This window comes from Amycolatopsis viridis, assembly GCF_011758765.1.
Taxonomy (GTDB): Bacteria; Actinomycetota; Actinomycetes; order Mycobacteriales; family Pseudonocardiaceae; genus Amycolatopsis_E; species Amycolatopsis_E viridis.
In genome coordinates this window covers 5144475-5159030 of record NZ_JAANOU010000001.1, presented here as the reverse complement: position 1 = coordinate 5159030, position 14556 = coordinate 5144475, and the positions used below count along the sequence as shown (strand labels likewise).

Genomic DNA, 14556 nt, shown 5'->3' with positions numbered 1-14556 from the left:
CGGGTCCGCCGGGTGTGGTTAGCTCGGCGGATGGAGATCGCCGAGGACTACCGCGATGCCGTGCTGCCCGGGACCACGTGGGAGAACCGCCAGTTCAGCGGGTGCGACTTCCGCGATGCCGACCTGCGCCGGCTGGTCACGCGGGGCTGCACGTTCGACGAGTGCGACTTCTCCGGCGCGGACCTCGGGCAGTCCCGGCACCAGGCCTCGGCGTTCCGGTCGTGCGTGTTCGAGCGGGCCGTGCTCGCGGAGAGCGCGTTCCACGGGTGCTCGCTGCTCGGCTCGTCCTTTATGGACAGTGGGCTGCGCGGGATGTTCGCGCGGGACAGCGACTTCTCGCTGGCGAACTTCAGCCGGGCTAACCTGCGGCGCCGTGCGCTGTCCGGGTTGCGGTTCCGGGAGGCCAACTTCTCGGACGCGAACCTGGCCGGGGCCGACCTGCGCGACAGTGATCTGCGCGGCGCGCGGCTGCACGGCGCGAACCTGACGGACGCCGACCTGCGCGGCGCCCAGCTCGACGCGCACGGGCTGGTGCAGGCGAACCTGCGGGGCGCCCGGGTGGACCTCGACATCGCGGTCGCCTTCGCCGCCGCGCACGGCCTGGTGGTCGGCTGACCCCAGGCCGCGCGGGTGGTCAGTCGATCGGCGGCTCGCCCGGGTCGAGTTCGATCAGGTCACCCGAGGCCAGCAGGTCCTCGATGGAGGCGGGCAGCAGGTACGCCGCGCCACCGCCGGGCTGGTTGAACCACGGGATCGCGATCCCGGCCAGCGCCTCCAGCGGCCGCTGCACCCGGTACAGGTGGTAGGGGCGGTTGACCCACTCCGGCACCAGCGACCGCTCGGCGAACGGGGTGCCGGCCGCGTAGGTTAGGTTGCCGTTCGGGCCGCCGAACCGGTCGAGCTCGCTGCCCGCCGGCAGTTCCCGCATCTCCTTGCCGCGGAACAGGGTCAGCGGCGGCTCACCGGGCAGCGGCTGGATCGGCCACTGCTGGTTGCTGCCGGACGACGCGGATGCGGCGGCCGCGGGCACCGCCGCTTCGACCCGCCGGGCGGGCGGCTCCCGGCGCGGCGGAGCGGGCGGAGGCGGCGCGACCGGGGCGGCCAGCATCGTGGGCGGGCCGGCCGGGTCGGGTTCGCCGAGGCGGTCCGAAAGGGCCCGCGGGGGCAGGTCGTGCCGCTGGGGCTCCACCGGTTCCTGCGCCGGGGTGCGCGGGATCTCGTTGACGTCCATCTCCGGGCGCGCCGGTGGCGTGGGCCGGCCGCCCTGGCCGAGCAGGAGCTTGCCCAGCATGAACGCGGCCGCGTCGTCGGCGTCGCCGAACACCGCGGGGCTGGTCAGGGTCTCGTCGTACCAGCCGACGCGCCAGCCGTCGTCGATCTTCTCCAGGCTCCAGCCGTGTTCGGCGGGCGCGCCGATGCGGTACGCGCCCTCGGGCACGCCGAGGTCCGACAGCTTCCTGCGCAGGTTGTCCAGCGCCGGCTCGGTGGGGCCGCTCGGCGGGGCCACTGGGCGGGCCAGCACGGTCGGCGGCCCCTCGGGTGCCGGCCGGCCGCTCCGCTGCTGCCCGGCGACGGCACGCGGATCCGGTCCGGCGAAGCCGCCGCGGGGTTCCGCCGGAGCGCCGCGCTCCGGGCTGCGCAGGTGCGGGGGTTCCGGCGGAGCCTCCTGACCGGCGAAGCCGCTGCCCGGGCTCTCCCAGCCGCCGCGCGGCTCCTGGCCTTCCGGCCCGGCGAAGCCACGGGGACCACGGAACTCGGGTGCGTCCGGGGCGGCGAGGCCCCGCGGATCGCGGGCCTGCGGTCCTTCCTGGCCGAAGCGTTCCGGACCGGTGCCCGCGGGGGCCTCGGGACGCTCGTGGTGGCGGGGATCCAGCGCTTGCTGCCCCGGCCCGTCCGGGGCGCGCGGAGCCAGCCCGGGCGCCTGACCCGGCGCGTGGTCCTGGACGCGCGGATCCGCTTCGCCCGGCGCGACGCCGTTCTGAGCGAACTCGGCCCGGTCCGGCACCCGTTCCCCCGGGGCTTCCTGGCCGAAAGCCGGCTGGACGCGCGGGTTCGGCCCCTGGGGGCCGCCGTGCCCTTCCGGGTGGAACGGTTCCGCACCGCGCCCCTCGGAGCCCTCGGCGCGTTCCTGGTGGCGCGGGTCACGCCCGGCGTCCGGGGTCTCCGGCACGAACTGCTCCTGGCCTCCGGCGGCGAGGCCCGCGGCACCGGCCTGGCCGGCGAAGTCGTGCTGGCCCCGGCCCTCCGCGAACTGCTCCGGCCCGGCCGCGTCGCCCTGGGCTTCCGGACGGTGCTGCCCGGGGATGCCTTCCTGTCCCTGAACGTCCGGCTCCGCGGTGCCGCGGGTCTCCGGCTCCCAGCCCTGGGCCGCCGGATCGGCGACACCACGCGGCCCCGCCGGATCCGGGCCGCGTTCCGTGCGGTCGTCCGTGCGGTCGTTCCAGGCCGCGGTGGGCTCGTCGTCCACGAACCCGGGCGGCTCCTGGCCGTGCGCCTCCGGCCCGGCCCAGGCGGCACCTTCGGTGTCGTGTCCCTCGGGCCCGGTCCAGCCGCGTGGCTCCCCGCCGTGGCCCTCCGGTCCGGCGTGTGTCGCGGCGCCGTGGCTCTCCGCGTCTTCCCAGCCGCGGGCGTCCTCCGCACCACGTGCCCCGGGCGCCGCCGGTGCGCCGCCGGTTTCGGGCTCGTTCCACTCGCGGTCGTCCGGCCCGCCGGGTGGCTCGTCGGCGAACGCCTCGCGGGCGTCCCAGGTCCGGGTCTCCTCGACGGCGGACTCGGGCTCGGGCCCACCGGCGGGCACCGACGGCACCGACGGCGCCGCTTCCCGCCCGTTGCGGGGCTCGCCGGGCACGGCGGGTGGCACGAGCATCGTCGGCGGCCCGGCGTCCGCGTTCACCGCCGGGGTCAGCGTGGTCGGCTGGTCGACGGCCGGAGCCGGCTCCGGCCGCGCCTCGAACGCGGGCTCGGCGGGCGGCGCCTGCCGCGGCGGCTGCTGCGTGCCGCGGCCCAGGTACGCCGCGGCCGCCTGCATCGTCTGCTCCGGCACCTCCGGCAGCGCGTACCCGGTCCCGGCGATGTGCGAGACCAGCTCCGCCTCCGGTGCGACGCCGTATTCCTGCAGGTAGTAGTTGATGGCCGCGGGCCAGATCCACACCCCGTCGGTGTGGAAGGCCACCGGCACGGCCGGCGTGGGCTGCTGCGCGAGCCGGTCCAGGTCGAAGCCGCGCTCGGCCCGCACGACCGGCGCGTTGTTCAGGTATTCGAGAACCCGCTGCTGCTCGTCGGCACCCAGCTCCGGCCGGTTGAGCACGGGGCGGCCGTTCGGCTCGTGGCCGTCGAAGATCCGCGCGATGCGGAACCGCGGACCGGGCTGCTCGGGGGCGAGGCCGGCCATGCGGCGCATCAGCCACTCCGGGACGTTGTCCTCGGAGCGGGGGAACATCCGCAGCTCGTCGGCGTACGCCTGCGGCGGGGGCATCAGGTCCCACCGCGGCTCGTCGCGGTCGTACTCCAGGTTGTAGCTCGACGGGTGGTCGAGCTGGTAGCGCGCGTTGAACCAGGTGCCACGGCCCTCGCGGTACATCCCGCCCCGTAGCCGGCCGAACAACGTGGCGATGTCGTGGGTGGCCATCCACTCCTGGGCCGACCCGTCCTCGAGCACGACCTCACCGGTCAGCTCGTGGTACCGGCCGACCGCCCGGTAGTGCGCGGTCACCCGCCGCCAGTCCCGCGGAGCGGCCCGCAGCAGGGCCAGTCCGATCTGTTTGACCAGGGTGTCCTGCTCGGTCGCGTTCAGCTGGGTCGTCGGTTGCGCCACCAGGCCATTTTGACTGGTCACTGATCCGATTGCACACCACCCGCACCAATAGGGGCAATGACCAGTGCGGATACATCGATCAGGGTACGAAGGGTTTCAGCGGAACTACCCATAGTGGCCTGGGGCGTCCTCGCGGGAGGCCGCGTGCATTCCTTTGCCAGAATGGGAGCCGTGACTGCGACGGTTCTCGACGGCAAAGCGACCAAGAACGCCATCTTCGACGAGCTCCAGCCGCGGGTGGCCGCCCTGGCCGAGCGGGGCGTGACGCCCGGCCTGGGAACCGTCCTGGTCGGCGACGACCCCGGCTCACACTCCTACGTGCGGATGAAGCACGCGGACAGCGCGAAGATCGGCGTCAACTCCATCCGCCGTGACCTGCCCGGCGACATCAGCCAGGCCAAGCTCGAGGCCGTCATCGACGAGCTCAACGCCGACCCGGCCTGCCACGGCTACATCGTCCAGCTCCCGCTGCCCGGGCACCTCGACGCCGGCCGGGTCCTGGAGCGCATCGCGCCGGAGAAGGACGCCGACGGCCTCGCCCCGGTCAGCCTCGGCCGCCTGGTGCTCAACGAGGCCGGGCCACTGCCCTGCACCCCGTACGGCATCCTCGAGCTGCTCCGGCGCCACGACGTGCCGATCGCGGGCGCGAACGTCACCGTCGTGGGCCGCGGCGTCACCGTGGGGCGGACGATGGGGCTGCTGCTGACGCGCCGGAGCGAGAACGCGACCGTCACGCTGTGCCACACCGGTACCCGGGACCTGGCCGCCGAGGTCCGCCGCGCGGACATCGTGATCGCCGCCGCCGGGGTGCCGCACCTGATCAAGCCGGACATGGTCAAGCCCGGCGCGGCGGTGCTCGACGTGGGGGTTTCGCACGTGGACGGCAAGCTCGCCGGTGACGTCGACCCGGCGGTCGCGGAGGTCGCCGGGTGGCTGTCGCCGAACCCGGGCGGGGTCGGCCCGATGACCCGGGCGATGCTCGTCACCAACGTTGTCGAGGCGGCCGAGCGTGCACTCGCCACGGCGTAACCGCGCGGCCGTTCTGGAGCAGGTCCCCTTCGCCCTGGTGATGCTGCTGGTGGCGATCGCCGGCCTGCGGATCTGGCAATACCACTGGCGGCAGGGCGCCGCGATCATCGGTGGCGCCCTGCTCGTGGCGGCGATCCTGCGGGGCGTCCTGCCGGGCGTGCGGGCCGGCCTGCTGGCCATCCGCGGCCGCCCGGTGGACGTCCTGAGCTACGCCGGGCTCGGCGTGCTCATCCTCTTCCTGGCGTTCACGATCACCGACGGACCGTTCGGTTCCTGACTCAGGCCTCGGCCATCGCCGGGGTCCGGGCCGTTTCGCGGCGGTCCAGCGAACCGGACACCACGGCGATCGCGAGACCCACGACGGCGAGCCCGGCGCCGACCCAGTTGGGCGCGACGAGGCCGAGCCCGCCGGCGATCACCAGGCCGCCGAGGTAGGCGCCGATCGAGTTGGCGATGTTGAACGCGGACTGCACGGCGGCCGACACCATCGACGGCGTGCCACCGGCCTTGAGCATGACGCGGGTCTGCATCATCGGGCCGATCATGAACCCGGCGACCCCGACCAGGAAGATCGTGATCGCGGCGCCGACCTTGCTGTGCGCGGTGACGGTGAACACCGCCAGCACGGCCGCGAGCGAGAGCAGCGCCACGTACAGGCTCGGCATCAGCGCCTTGTCCGCCAGCCGGCCGCCGAGCAGGTTGCCGATCGTCATGCCGACACCCGCGAGGGCGAGCAGCAGGGTCACGCTTCCCGGCTGGTAGCCGGCGACGTCGGTCATCAGCGGCGTCACGTAGGACAGGCAGGCGAACACGCCGCCGAGCCCGAACATGACGATCCCCAGTGCCAGCCACACCTGCGGGCGGCGGAACGCGCCCAGCTCACCGCGCAGCGACGGCTGCTCGGGGCGGCCCTGGTGCGGCACCAGCTTCGCGATGGCCAGGACCGCGAGCAGGCCGAACACCGCCACCACGCCGAAGGTGAAGCGCCAGCCGACCTGCTGGCCGAGCAGCGTGCCCAGCGGCACGCCGACGACGTTGGCCAGGGTCAGGCCGAGGAACATCATCGACACGGCCTTCGCGCGGTCGCCCGGCTTGACGAGGCTCGCGGCCACGACCGCGCCGGCGCCGAAGAACGCGCCGTGCGGCAGTCCGGTGAGGAAGCGGAACACGAGACCGAACCGCTGGTCCGGTGCCAGCGCGAAGAGCAGGTTGCCCGCCGTGAACAGCGCGATCATCGCCAGCAGCATGATCTTGCGCGGCAACCGGACGGCGACCGCGGTCAGCAGTGGCGCGCCGACGACCACGCCGAGCGCGTAGGCGGAGATGAGGTGACCGGCGGCCGGGATGTCCACCCCGAAGGTCGCGGCGGTCTGCGGAAGGACACCCATCATGACGAATTCCGTGGTGCCGATACCGAAGGCACCGACGGCGAGCGCGAGGAGCGCGATGGGCACGGTACTCCTTTCCAGATGGTCTGCATCGATACAGTCGAGCGGCATGAAAGAAGGACAGCCCATCGCCGTCCATGGCGGCACGAGCTGCCCTCAATCAGTGTCAACCGGCCGGGGTGCCGGTGTCATCCCGGCTGCGGGGTGACAAGCCCCACGCGCTCAAGCGTTGTTCTGCTGCCGGTCGTGGGTGACCTCGCAGTCGGACCCGGGGAAGATCAGGCCCTCGTGGCCGTCGGCGAACCGGACGAGGTAGGGCGGCCCGCCGTTCTCCCCGCGGACCTCGACGATCTCCCCGGACTGCTCGGCCGCTCCGACGGTGCGACCGTGGACGAGAATCCGGTCTCCTACGGCTGCGTGCATCAGAACCACCTCCGCGGGAACCAGGGTAATTCGGTTCCGCGCCGATTGTCACACCCACGCGAATTGATCGAGTTGCCGCGCTCGCGGGTGACGAGCACGCTTCGATTCGTCCGGGTGGGAAAGGAGAACGACGATGGCGAGCTGCGTGGTGTGCGGAAACGACTACTGGATGTCGTTCGAGGTCCGCACGGTCAGCGGGGACACCTACACGTTCGACAGCATCGAGTGCGCGGCGCAAAAAATCGCACCATCGTGCGAGCACTGCGGGTGCCGGATCCTCGGCCACGGCGTGGAGGTCGAAGGCCGGTTCTTCTGCTGCGCGCACTGCGCGCGGGCGAGCGGGTCGGGCCTCGGCAGCGAAATCCGTGACACGGCCGGCGCCCACCCCGGCTGATCAGTTCTTCGCAGCGGCCTTCGCGGCTTTCTTGAAGGCGCGGACCTCGGCGAGGGTCTCCGGGCTGACGACGTCCGCGATCGACCGGCGCGAGCCCTCCTCGCCGTAGGCGCCCGCGGCCTCGCGCCAGCCCTCGGGCTGCACGCCGCGCTGCTTGCCGAGCAGCGCGAGGAAGATCCGGGCCTTCTGGTCGCCGTAGCCGGGCAGCTCCTTGAGACGGCGCAGGACCTCCTTGCCGTCCGGGGTGCCCCGCTTCCAGATGCGGTCGGCCTTGCCGTCGTAGTGCTCGACCACGTGGTTGGCGAGGGCGTGGACACGGCGGGCCATCGACCCGCCGTAGCGGTGGATGGCCGGCGGGGTCACGCACAGCTCCACGAACTCGTCGAGGCCGGACTCCGCGATCTTCCGGACGTCGAAGCCGCCCATCCGGTCGGCGATCTTCTTCGGGCCCAGGAACGCCGTCTCCATCGCGATCTGCTGGTCCAGGAGCATCCCCGTGAGGAGGGCGAACGGGTCCTCGGACAGGAGCTTGTCCGCGTCGGCGTCACCGGTGAGACGGAGCTTCTTCGGCATGTGCTCATGGTCGCACCCGGGCCCGGTGCTCCGCACTCCCGCGCGGCCGGGGCCCGGGGCGGTGACTTCCGCCACTTCCCGTGCCTGGGAGACTGAGGTACGTCACCACTTAAGGCGTTCGTCTCCTAATAGCAGTACGCTCGTACCGCATAGACGTGCTGCACGGACACGCGCAGATCCGCGAGAGGAGCACCGCGGCTCATGGCCAAGATCAAGGTCGAGGGCACCGTCGTAGAACTCGACGGCGACGAGATGACTCGCATCATCTGGAAGTTCATCAAGGACAAGCTGATCCACCCCTATCTCGACATCAACCTCGAGTACTACGACCTCGGCATCGAGGAGCGGGACCGGACCGACGACCAGGTCACGATCGATTCCGCGAACGCCATCAAGAAGCACGGCGTCGGCGTCAAGTGCGCCACCATCACCCCGGACGAGGCCCGGGTCGAGGAGTTCGGCCTGAAGAAGATGTGGCGGAGCCCGAACGGCACCATCCGCAACATCCTCGGCGGCGTCGTCTTCCGTGAGCCGATCATCATCTCCAACATCCCGCGGCTGGTGTCGGGCTGGACCAAGCCGATCATCATCGGCCGTCACGCGCACGGCGACCAGTACAAGGCCACGGACTTCAAGGTTCCCGGCCCCGGCACGGTGACCATGACGTACGTGCCCGAGGACGGCTCCGAGCCGATGGAGTTCGAGGTCGCCCGCTACCCGGAGGGTGGCGGCGTGGCGATGGGCATGTACAACTACCGCAAGTCGATCGAGGACTTCGCGCGCGCCTCGCTGCAGTACGGCCTGGACCGCGGCATGCCGGTCTACATGTCGACGAAGAACACCATCCTGAAGGCCTACGACGGCATGTTCAAGGACACCTTCCAGGAGATCTTCGACAAGGAGTTCAAGGCCGACTTCGACGCCAAGGGCCTGACCTACGAGCACCGCCTGATCGACGACATGGTCGCCGCGTCCCTGAAGTGGGAGGGCGGCTACGTCTGGGCCTGCAAGAACTACGACGGGGACGTGCAGTCCGACACCGTCGCGCAGGGCTTCGGCTCGCTGGGCCTGATGACCTCGGTGCTGCGTACGCCGGACGGCAAGACCGTGGAGGCCGAGGCCGCACACGGCACCGTCACCCGGCACTACCGCCAGCACCAGCAGGGCAAGCCGACCTCGACCAACCCGATCGCGTCGATCTTCGCGTGGACCCGGGGTCTCGAGCACCGTGGCAAGCTGGACGGCAACTCCGAGCTGGTGGGCTTCGCCAACAAGCTCGAGCAGGTCGTCATCGAGACCGTCGAGAGCGGCAAGATGACCAAGGACCTGGCGCTGCTCGTCGGCAAGGACCAGCCGTACCAGACGACGGAGGAGTTCCTCGCGACGCTGGACGAGAACCTGGCGGCGAAGATCGCCCAGGGCTGAGTCCCCGCTTCACCGGCCACCGCGACGAGCCCGGTCACCCCAGGGTGACCGGGCTTTTCCGGACCACCGTTCGATCACCCACTGTGCTCAGGTGGTGACGCCGCTCGGGTGGTTCGCCCGCGCGGACCTGTCGAGGGGTGCTGAAGTGTGGCTACCCTTACCCGGAACCCACTGAGCTGGTGAGGAGCACCCGTGTTCCTGGGCATTCCCAAGCGGGCATTGATCATCGTCGCGATCCTGGCCGGCGTCGGCCTGATCTACGTGATGGGTACCGACAAACGACCCTCCGAGGGCGCCACCGGCGGCGGTTCGAGCGGTTGCCGCGTGACGGTGACCGCCGACGTGCTCAACGTGCGTGCCGCCCCCGATCCACGTGCGGAGATCGTGGGCAAGTTCAACCAGAACGCCGAGACCGCGGCGCAGGTCGAGGTCCAGAACGGGTTCCGCAAGATCGCCGACAACAAGTGGGCGAAAACGGAGTACCTCAAGCCGGTCAACGGAGCCACCTGCTGAGTCCTCCGGCCGCCGCGGCGGGCGGTAGCGTGCGGGACGTGTTCACCGTCTCCACGATCAACGTCAACGGGATGCGCGCGGCCGCCAAGAAGGGGTTCGTCGAGTGGCTCGCCGGCAGCGGGTCGGACGTGATCCTCTGCCAGGAGGTGCGTGCCGAGGCCGGCCAGCTCCCCCAGCACGTCGTCGCCCCGGAAGGCTGGCACGCGCACCACGCGCCGTCGGCCGTGAAGGGCCGCAACGGGGTTTCCGTGTACAGCCGGGCCGAGCCGTCGCAGGTGCGGACCGGGTTCGGCGACGCGGAGTTCGAGGACAGCGGGCGCTACCTCGAGGTGCACCTGCCGGGCGTGATCGTGGCGAGCCTGTACCTGCCGAGCGGGGACGTCGGCACGCCGCGGCAGGACGAGAAGGAACGGTTCATGGCCGCGTTCCTGCCGTACCTGGTGGAGTTGCGCGGCAAGGCCGAGGCGGCCGGGTGCGAGGTGGTCGTCGGCGGCGACTGGAACATCGCGCACGCCGAGATCGACCTGAAGAACTGGAAGGGCAACCGGAAGAACTCCGGTTTCCTGCCCGAGGAACGCGCGTGGATGAGCCGCGTCTTCGGCGAGGCCGGGTACGTGGACGTGCAGCGCAAGCTCGACCCGGAGGGGCCCGGCCCGTACACGTGGTGGTCCTACCGCGGCAAGGCGTTCGACAACGACAGCGGCTGGCGCATCGACTACGTGGTCACCACGCCGGGCCTGGCGGAGAAGTGCACGTCGGTGGTGGTCGAGCGGGCGCCGAGCTACGAGCTGCGCTGGTCCGACCACGCCCCGGTCACGGCGACCTTCGACTTCGACCCGGCCTGATTCCGAACGCCCCGCTCCCGCGCCCGCGGGCAAACACGTCGCGCCCGCGGGCAAACACGTCGCGCCCGCGGGCAAACACGTCGCGCCCGCGGGCAAACACGCCGCGCCCGCGGGCAAACACGCCGCGCCCGCGGGCAAACACGGCGCGCCCGCGGGTAAACACGCGAGTGTTTGCCGGTCGGGGCGGCGTGTTTGCCGGTCCGCGTCGGGTGGTGGCCGGGGGTGTCGCCTCGGCTTGATGCCGGGTCCGGGGTCGGTCGACAGTCCGGCCCCCGTGTCCCCGGCACGCCGATGAGCGCTAGTCTCTGGCCCGCTGGTGATCAAAACGATAGGGCTTGACACCCTCGGTAGTTTTCACGTGGCAGCGATCACCCGAGAGGGTGACAGCGCCTCGGAACGGCAGTCTCGTCTCAGGAGGCACACCCGTGCGTAACCGCACCGTGCACGTACTGCGGGCCGGTCTGGTCCTGGCGGTCGTGGCGACCACGACCACCGGCGTCGCGACGGCGGCGCCGGCCACGCAGGCCGAGCCCACCGGCGTCTCGTTCGGGCTGCTCGGCCCGGTGGGCCTCGCCGCGGTGCTGCTCGGCATCCTCGGCATGGCCCTGGGTATCGTCCGGCAGCGCCGCAAGGCCCAGGCGGAGGCGGCTGTCCCCGCCGAGGCCCCGGTCGTCGTGGAGGAGCCCACGCGTCCCGCTCTCACCCCCTACGGGCGCCCGCGCCCCTGAGCCGCCCGCACCACCCTGGTTCCCCGCGCCGCGGTCGCCCAAACCCGGGCCGCACCGCCGTCGCGGCGCCTGAGAGAATCCAGGTCGTGTCCGAAGCGCCAGAAACCACCGCCCGCCCGCGCGTGCTGTCCGGGATCCAGCCGACCGCCGACTCGTTCCACCTCGGCAACTACCTCGGTGCCCTCCGGCAGTGGGTGCGCATGCAGGACACGCACGAAACCTTCTACATGGTCGTCGACCTGCACGCGATCACGGTCGAGCAGGACCCGAAGGTGCTGCGGCAGCGCACCCGGGTCTCTGCCGCGCAGCTGCTCGCCCTGGGCGTCGACCCGGAACGCAGCGCCCTGTTCGTGCAGAGCCAGGTGCCCGAGCACGCGCAGCTGTCCTGGGTCCTGGAGTGCCTGACCGGGTTCGGCGAGGCCAGCCGGATGACCCAGTTCAAGGACAAGGCGGCCAAGCAGGGCACCGACCACGCCAGCGTCGGCCTGTTCACCTACCCGGTCCTGATGGCCGCGGACATCCTGGTCTACCAGGCCGACGCCGTGCCCGTCGGCGAGGACCAGCGCCAGCACCTGGAGCTGACCCGCAACCTCGCGCAGCGGTTCAACCAGCGCTTCGGCAAGACGTTCACGGTGCCCGAGCCGCACATCGTCCAGGGCACGGCGAAGATCTACGACCTGCAGGACCCCACGGTGAAGATGAGCAAGTCGGCGTCCTCGCCGAACGGCATCATCGAGCTGCTGGACGATCCGAAGCGCTCGGCGAAGAAGATCCGGTCCGCGGTCACCGACACCGGCCGGGAGATCGTGTTCGACCGCGAGAACAAGGCCGGCGTGTCGAACCTGCTGTCGATCTACTCGGCGCTGACCGACCGCACCGTCGCCGACCTGGAAGCCGCTTACGCGGGCAAGGGGTACGGCGACCTCAAGAAGGACCTCGCGGAGGTCCTGGTTGACTGGGTCACCCCCATCCAGCAGCGCGTGCAGTCCTATTTGGACGACGTGGCCGAGCTGGACAAGGTCCTGGCCCGCGGTGCGGAGAAGGCGCGCGCGGTGTCGGCCGGCACGCTGGAGCTGGTGTTCGACCGCGTCGGGTTCCTGCCGCCGGCCCGCTGACGTCCACAGTGGAGGCTGCCCGCCTCCGAATTGCGGCGTGGGGGCGGGGTCGTTAGCGTCTTCCCGTGGCGGAAGAGAAGGAAAAGCTGGTCCCGCGGCTGCGCCGGAAGTACCCGTGGCTCGACCACCTGGTACGGGCCAACGAGGCGTTCGGCGAGCGCTACGGCAACCACTACGCGGCGGCGATCACGTACTTCAGCGTCCTGTCGCTGTTCCCGCTGCTCATGGTGGGGTTCTCGATCGCCGGGTTCGTGCTGGCGAACAACACGGCGGCGTTGAACGAGCTGCGCAACGGGATCATCTCGTCGACCCCACCGGGGATCGGTGACTTCGTCACGAAGATCGTCGACGCCGCACTGGCCTCGCGGGGCGGCACCGGGGTCCTCGGTCTGCTGCTCGCCCTGTACTCCGGCATCGGCTGGATGAGCAACCTGCGCGACGCGCTCACCGCCCAGTGGGGGCAGGAGAAGAAGAGCCGCCCGCTGGTGTCGACGACGGTGAAGGACCTGCTCGCGCTCGGCGGGCTCGGGCTGGCGCTGGTGGTGTCGTTCGGCCTGACCGCGGTCGGCGGCGGAATCGGCCGTCTGCTGCTGCGGCTGGTGGGGCTGGAGGACCAGAGCTGGGCGCTGTTCCTGCTGCGACTGGCGACGATCGTGCTGGCGCTGCTGGCGAACACGCTGGTGTTCCTGTGGGTGCTGTCGCGGCTGCCGCGGGAGAAGGTGTCCGTCCGCAGCGCCGTCAAGGGCGCGGCGATCGCGTCGATCGGGTTCGAGGTGCTGAAGCAGGTCGGATCGATCTACCTGGCCAGCGTCACGAAGTCGCCCAGCGGGGTGCTGTTCGGGCCGATCATCGGTCTGCTGGTGTTCGCGAACCTGGTGTCGCGGTTCCTGCTGTTCGTGACCGCCTGGACCGCCACCGCGAGGGAAAACCTGGTGACGACGGTCGAACCGCCCCCGCCGGCGGTCATCCGGCCCACGGTGGAGGTCCGGCGCGGCCCCGGTGCGGGAGCGGTCGCCGGTGCGTTCAGCGCGGGCGCCATGCTGGCCTGGCTGGGCCTGCGGCGCCGCTGACCGCGGGGTTGCCGCACCGGGGAACGCTCGTCAGTCCTGCGAGGGCTGCGCTTTCTTGCGGTAGTGGCCGATCACGAAACCCGCCACGATGATCAGGGCGACGACCAGGGTGAGGATCCACCCGGTCACCCCGAACGGGTCCTTCGCACCGGCGGAGCCGGCCGCGGTGACGCCGGACGTGCCACCGTTCTCCGTCTCCTCCGACACCGTCGGCGACACGAGGTGCCCGACCGGGGTGGTGTTCGTCTTCGCCAGGGTGAAGCCGTAGTCCAGCAGCGCCCTGGCCTGGTTCACCACCGGCGTGGGCCGTTGCTCGGTGCGCATCATGACCACCGCGACGCGCCGGCCGTTCTGTTCGGCGCCGCCGACGTAGGTGTGGCGCGCGTCGTCCGTGAAGCCCGTCTTCCCGCCGAGGAATCCGGGGTAGGTGCCGAGCAGCTTGTTGTCGTTGACGATCGAGAACGCCGGTTTGCCCGGTTGGTCCGGGATCTGGGTGGCCCGCGTCGCGATCGCGGCGGCGAACTCGGGCTGCTTCATCCCGTAGTTGAAGATCAGGCTCAGGTCGTAGGCCGACGCGGACATGCCCGGGCCGTCCAGGCCGGACGGCGTCGCGCTGCGGGTGTCCGACGCGCCGAGCGAGGCGGCCAGCCGGTTCATCTTCTGCACCGTCGCCGGAACTCCGCCGAGCGCCGTGGCGAACGTGTGCGCCACGTCGTTGCCCGAGTGCATCAGCAGGCCGTGCAGCAGCAGGTCCACCGTGTACCGGCCGCCGGCGACCAGCCCGACGCAGGTGCACTCCTGGTTCGCGTCCTCGGCCGTCGGGACGAGAACCTGGTCCGGTTTCAGCTCCCGGATCACCACGAGCGCCAGCAGCGTCTTGATCAGCGACGCGGGCCGCTCCCGGGCGTGCGGGTTCTTCGCGGCGAGCACCACACCGGTGTCGAGGTCCTGCAGCACCCAGGAGGCCGCGGTGGTCTCGGGCGGGACGGCGGCGCCGGACGGGTAGACCACGCCGCACTCGCCCATGCGCGCGCCGCCGACCGGGGCGGTGGGCACCGGCAGGGGAGCGGGCGCGGGCACACCGGGCGGGGGCTGTTCCGAGGTGTCGACCGGCGGGGGCGGCGCGGTTCGGTCCGGGCAGACCGCGGGAGCGGCCGTCGCGGTACCGGCGAACGGCACCAGACCGGACAGCACGACCAGAACGAGGGAGAGCAGGAGACCGCGTCGCACCAAAGCAGG

General features: G+C 71.5%; 15 protein-coding genes. 10 read left to right on the top strand and 5 right to left on the bottom strand.

Annotated elements, in window-relative coordinates:
- The first annotated feature begins 30 nt into the window (after positions 1-30).
- The gene (locus FHX46_RS25530) at positions 31-615 is read left to right on the top strand and encodes a pentapeptide repeat-containing protein (protein WP_167121674.1); all 585 of its coding nucleotides are present in this window, start codon (positions 31-33) and stop codon (positions 613-615) included.
- A gap of 19 nt (positions 616-634) precedes the next feature.
- Here FHX46_RS25530 and FHX46_RS25525 read toward each other — a convergent pair whose 3' ends face one another.
- Positions 635-3814: a glycohydrolase toxin TNT-related protein gene (locus FHX46_RS25525; protein ID WP_313886245.1), complete on the bottom strand. Its 3180-nt coding sequence runs from the start codon at positions 3812-3814 to the stop codon at positions 635-637.
- Positions 3815-3976: 162 nt separating this feature from the next.
- On the opposite strand from FHX46_RS25525, the gene FHX46_RS25520 reads away from it, so the two are divergent.
- Entirely contained in the window at positions 3977-4843 is an 867-nt protein-coding gene (locus tag FHX46_RS25520) for a bifunctional methylenetetrahydrofolate dehydrogenase/methenyltetrahydrofolate cyclohydrolase (protein WP_208400281.1), read from the top strand.
- Positions 4824-5120 (top strand): DUF3017 domain-containing protein, encoded by a 297-nt coding sequence (locus tag FHX46_RS25515; RefSeq protein ID WP_167119929.1) that lies wholly within the window; start codon positions 4824-4826, stop codon positions 5118-5120. Before FHX46_RS25520 ends, FHX46_RS25515 begins: the two co-directional genes overlap by 20 nt.
- Position 5121: 1 nt before the next feature.
- Here FHX46_RS25515 and FHX46_RS25510 read toward each other — a convergent pair whose 3' ends face one another.
- Complete coding sequence (locus tag FHX46_RS25510; RefSeq protein ID WP_167119927.1) at positions 5122-6297, bottom strand: MFS transporter; 1176 nt, start codon at positions 6295-6297, stop codon at positions 5122-5124.
- A gap of 156 nt (positions 6298-6453) precedes the next feature.
- Entirely contained in the window at positions 6454-6654 is a 201-nt protein-coding gene (locus tag FHX46_RS25505) for a DUF1918 domain-containing protein (RefSeq protein ID WP_167119924.1), read from the bottom strand.
- Between the two features lie 133 nt (positions 6655-6787).
- Here FHX46_RS25505 and FHX46_RS25500 point away from each other — a divergent pair, with 133 nt between their 5' ends.
- On the top strand, positions 6788-7048 hold the full coding sequence (locus FHX46_RS25500; protein ID WP_167119921.1) for a Prokaryotic metallothionein: 261 nt from the start codon (positions 6788-6790) through the stop codon (positions 7046-7048).
- Here the strand turns inward: FHX46_RS25500 and FHX46_RS25495 are convergent, their stop codons facing one another.
- Positions 7049-7621, bottom strand: a complete 573-nt coding sequence (locus tag FHX46_RS25495; protein WP_167119918.1) for an HhH-GPD-type base excision DNA repair protein — start codon at positions 7619-7621, stop codon at positions 7049-7051.
- 201 nt (positions 7622-7822) lie between these two features.
- On the opposite strand from FHX46_RS25495, the gene FHX46_RS25490 reads away from it, so the two are divergent.
- The 6 genes from FHX46_RS25490 to yhjD all read left to right on the top strand — a co-directional run bounded on the left by FHX46_RS25490 (position 7823) and on the right by yhjD (position 13317).
- The gene (locus tag FHX46_RS25490; RefSeq protein ID WP_167119915.1) at positions 7823-9046 is read left to right on the top strand and encodes an NADP-dependent isocitrate dehydrogenase; all 1224 of its coding nucleotides are present in this window, start codon (positions 7823-7825) and stop codon (positions 9044-9046) included.
- Positions 9047-9238: 192 nt separating this feature from the next.
- On the top strand, positions 9239-9559 hold the full coding sequence (locus FHX46_RS25485; RefSeq protein WP_167119912.1) for an SH3 domain-containing protein: 321 nt from the start codon (positions 9239-9241) through the stop codon (positions 9557-9559).
- Positions 9560-9588: 29 nt separating this feature from the next.
- Positions 9589-10404 carry an exodeoxyribonuclease III gene (locus FHX46_RS25480; RefSeq protein WP_167119909.1) on the top strand — a complete coding sequence of 272 codons (816 nt, stop codon included), beginning with the start codon at positions 9589-9591 and terminating at the stop codon, positions 10402-10404.
- A 440-nt stretch (positions 10405-10844) separates the two neighbouring features.
- A complete protein-coding gene (locus FHX46_RS25475) occupies positions 10845-11132 on the top strand; it encodes a hypothetical protein (protein ID WP_167121672.1) in 288 nt (95 codons plus the stop codon).
- 86 nt (positions 11133-11218) lie between these two features.
- Complete coding sequence (gene trpS / locus FHX46_RS25470; RefSeq protein WP_167119906.1) at positions 11219-12247, top strand: tryptophan--tRNA ligase; 1029 nt, start codon at positions 11219-11221, stop codon at positions 12245-12247.
- A 65-nt stretch (positions 12248-12312) separates the two neighbouring features.
- Positions 12313-13317: an inner membrane protein YhjD gene (gene yhjD / locus FHX46_RS25465; protein WP_167119903.1), complete on the top strand. Its 1005-nt coding sequence runs from the start codon at positions 12313-12315 to the stop codon at positions 13315-13317.
- Positions 13318-13347: 30 nt separating this feature from the next.
- On the opposite strand, the gene FHX46_RS25460 is transcribed toward yhjD, so the two are convergent.
- On the bottom strand, positions 13348-14547 hold the full coding sequence (locus FHX46_RS25460; protein WP_167119900.1) for a D-alanyl-D-alanine carboxypeptidase family protein: 1200 nt from the start codon (positions 14545-14547) through the stop codon (positions 13348-13350).
- Between the last annotated feature and the right edge of the window lie 9 nt (positions 14548-14556).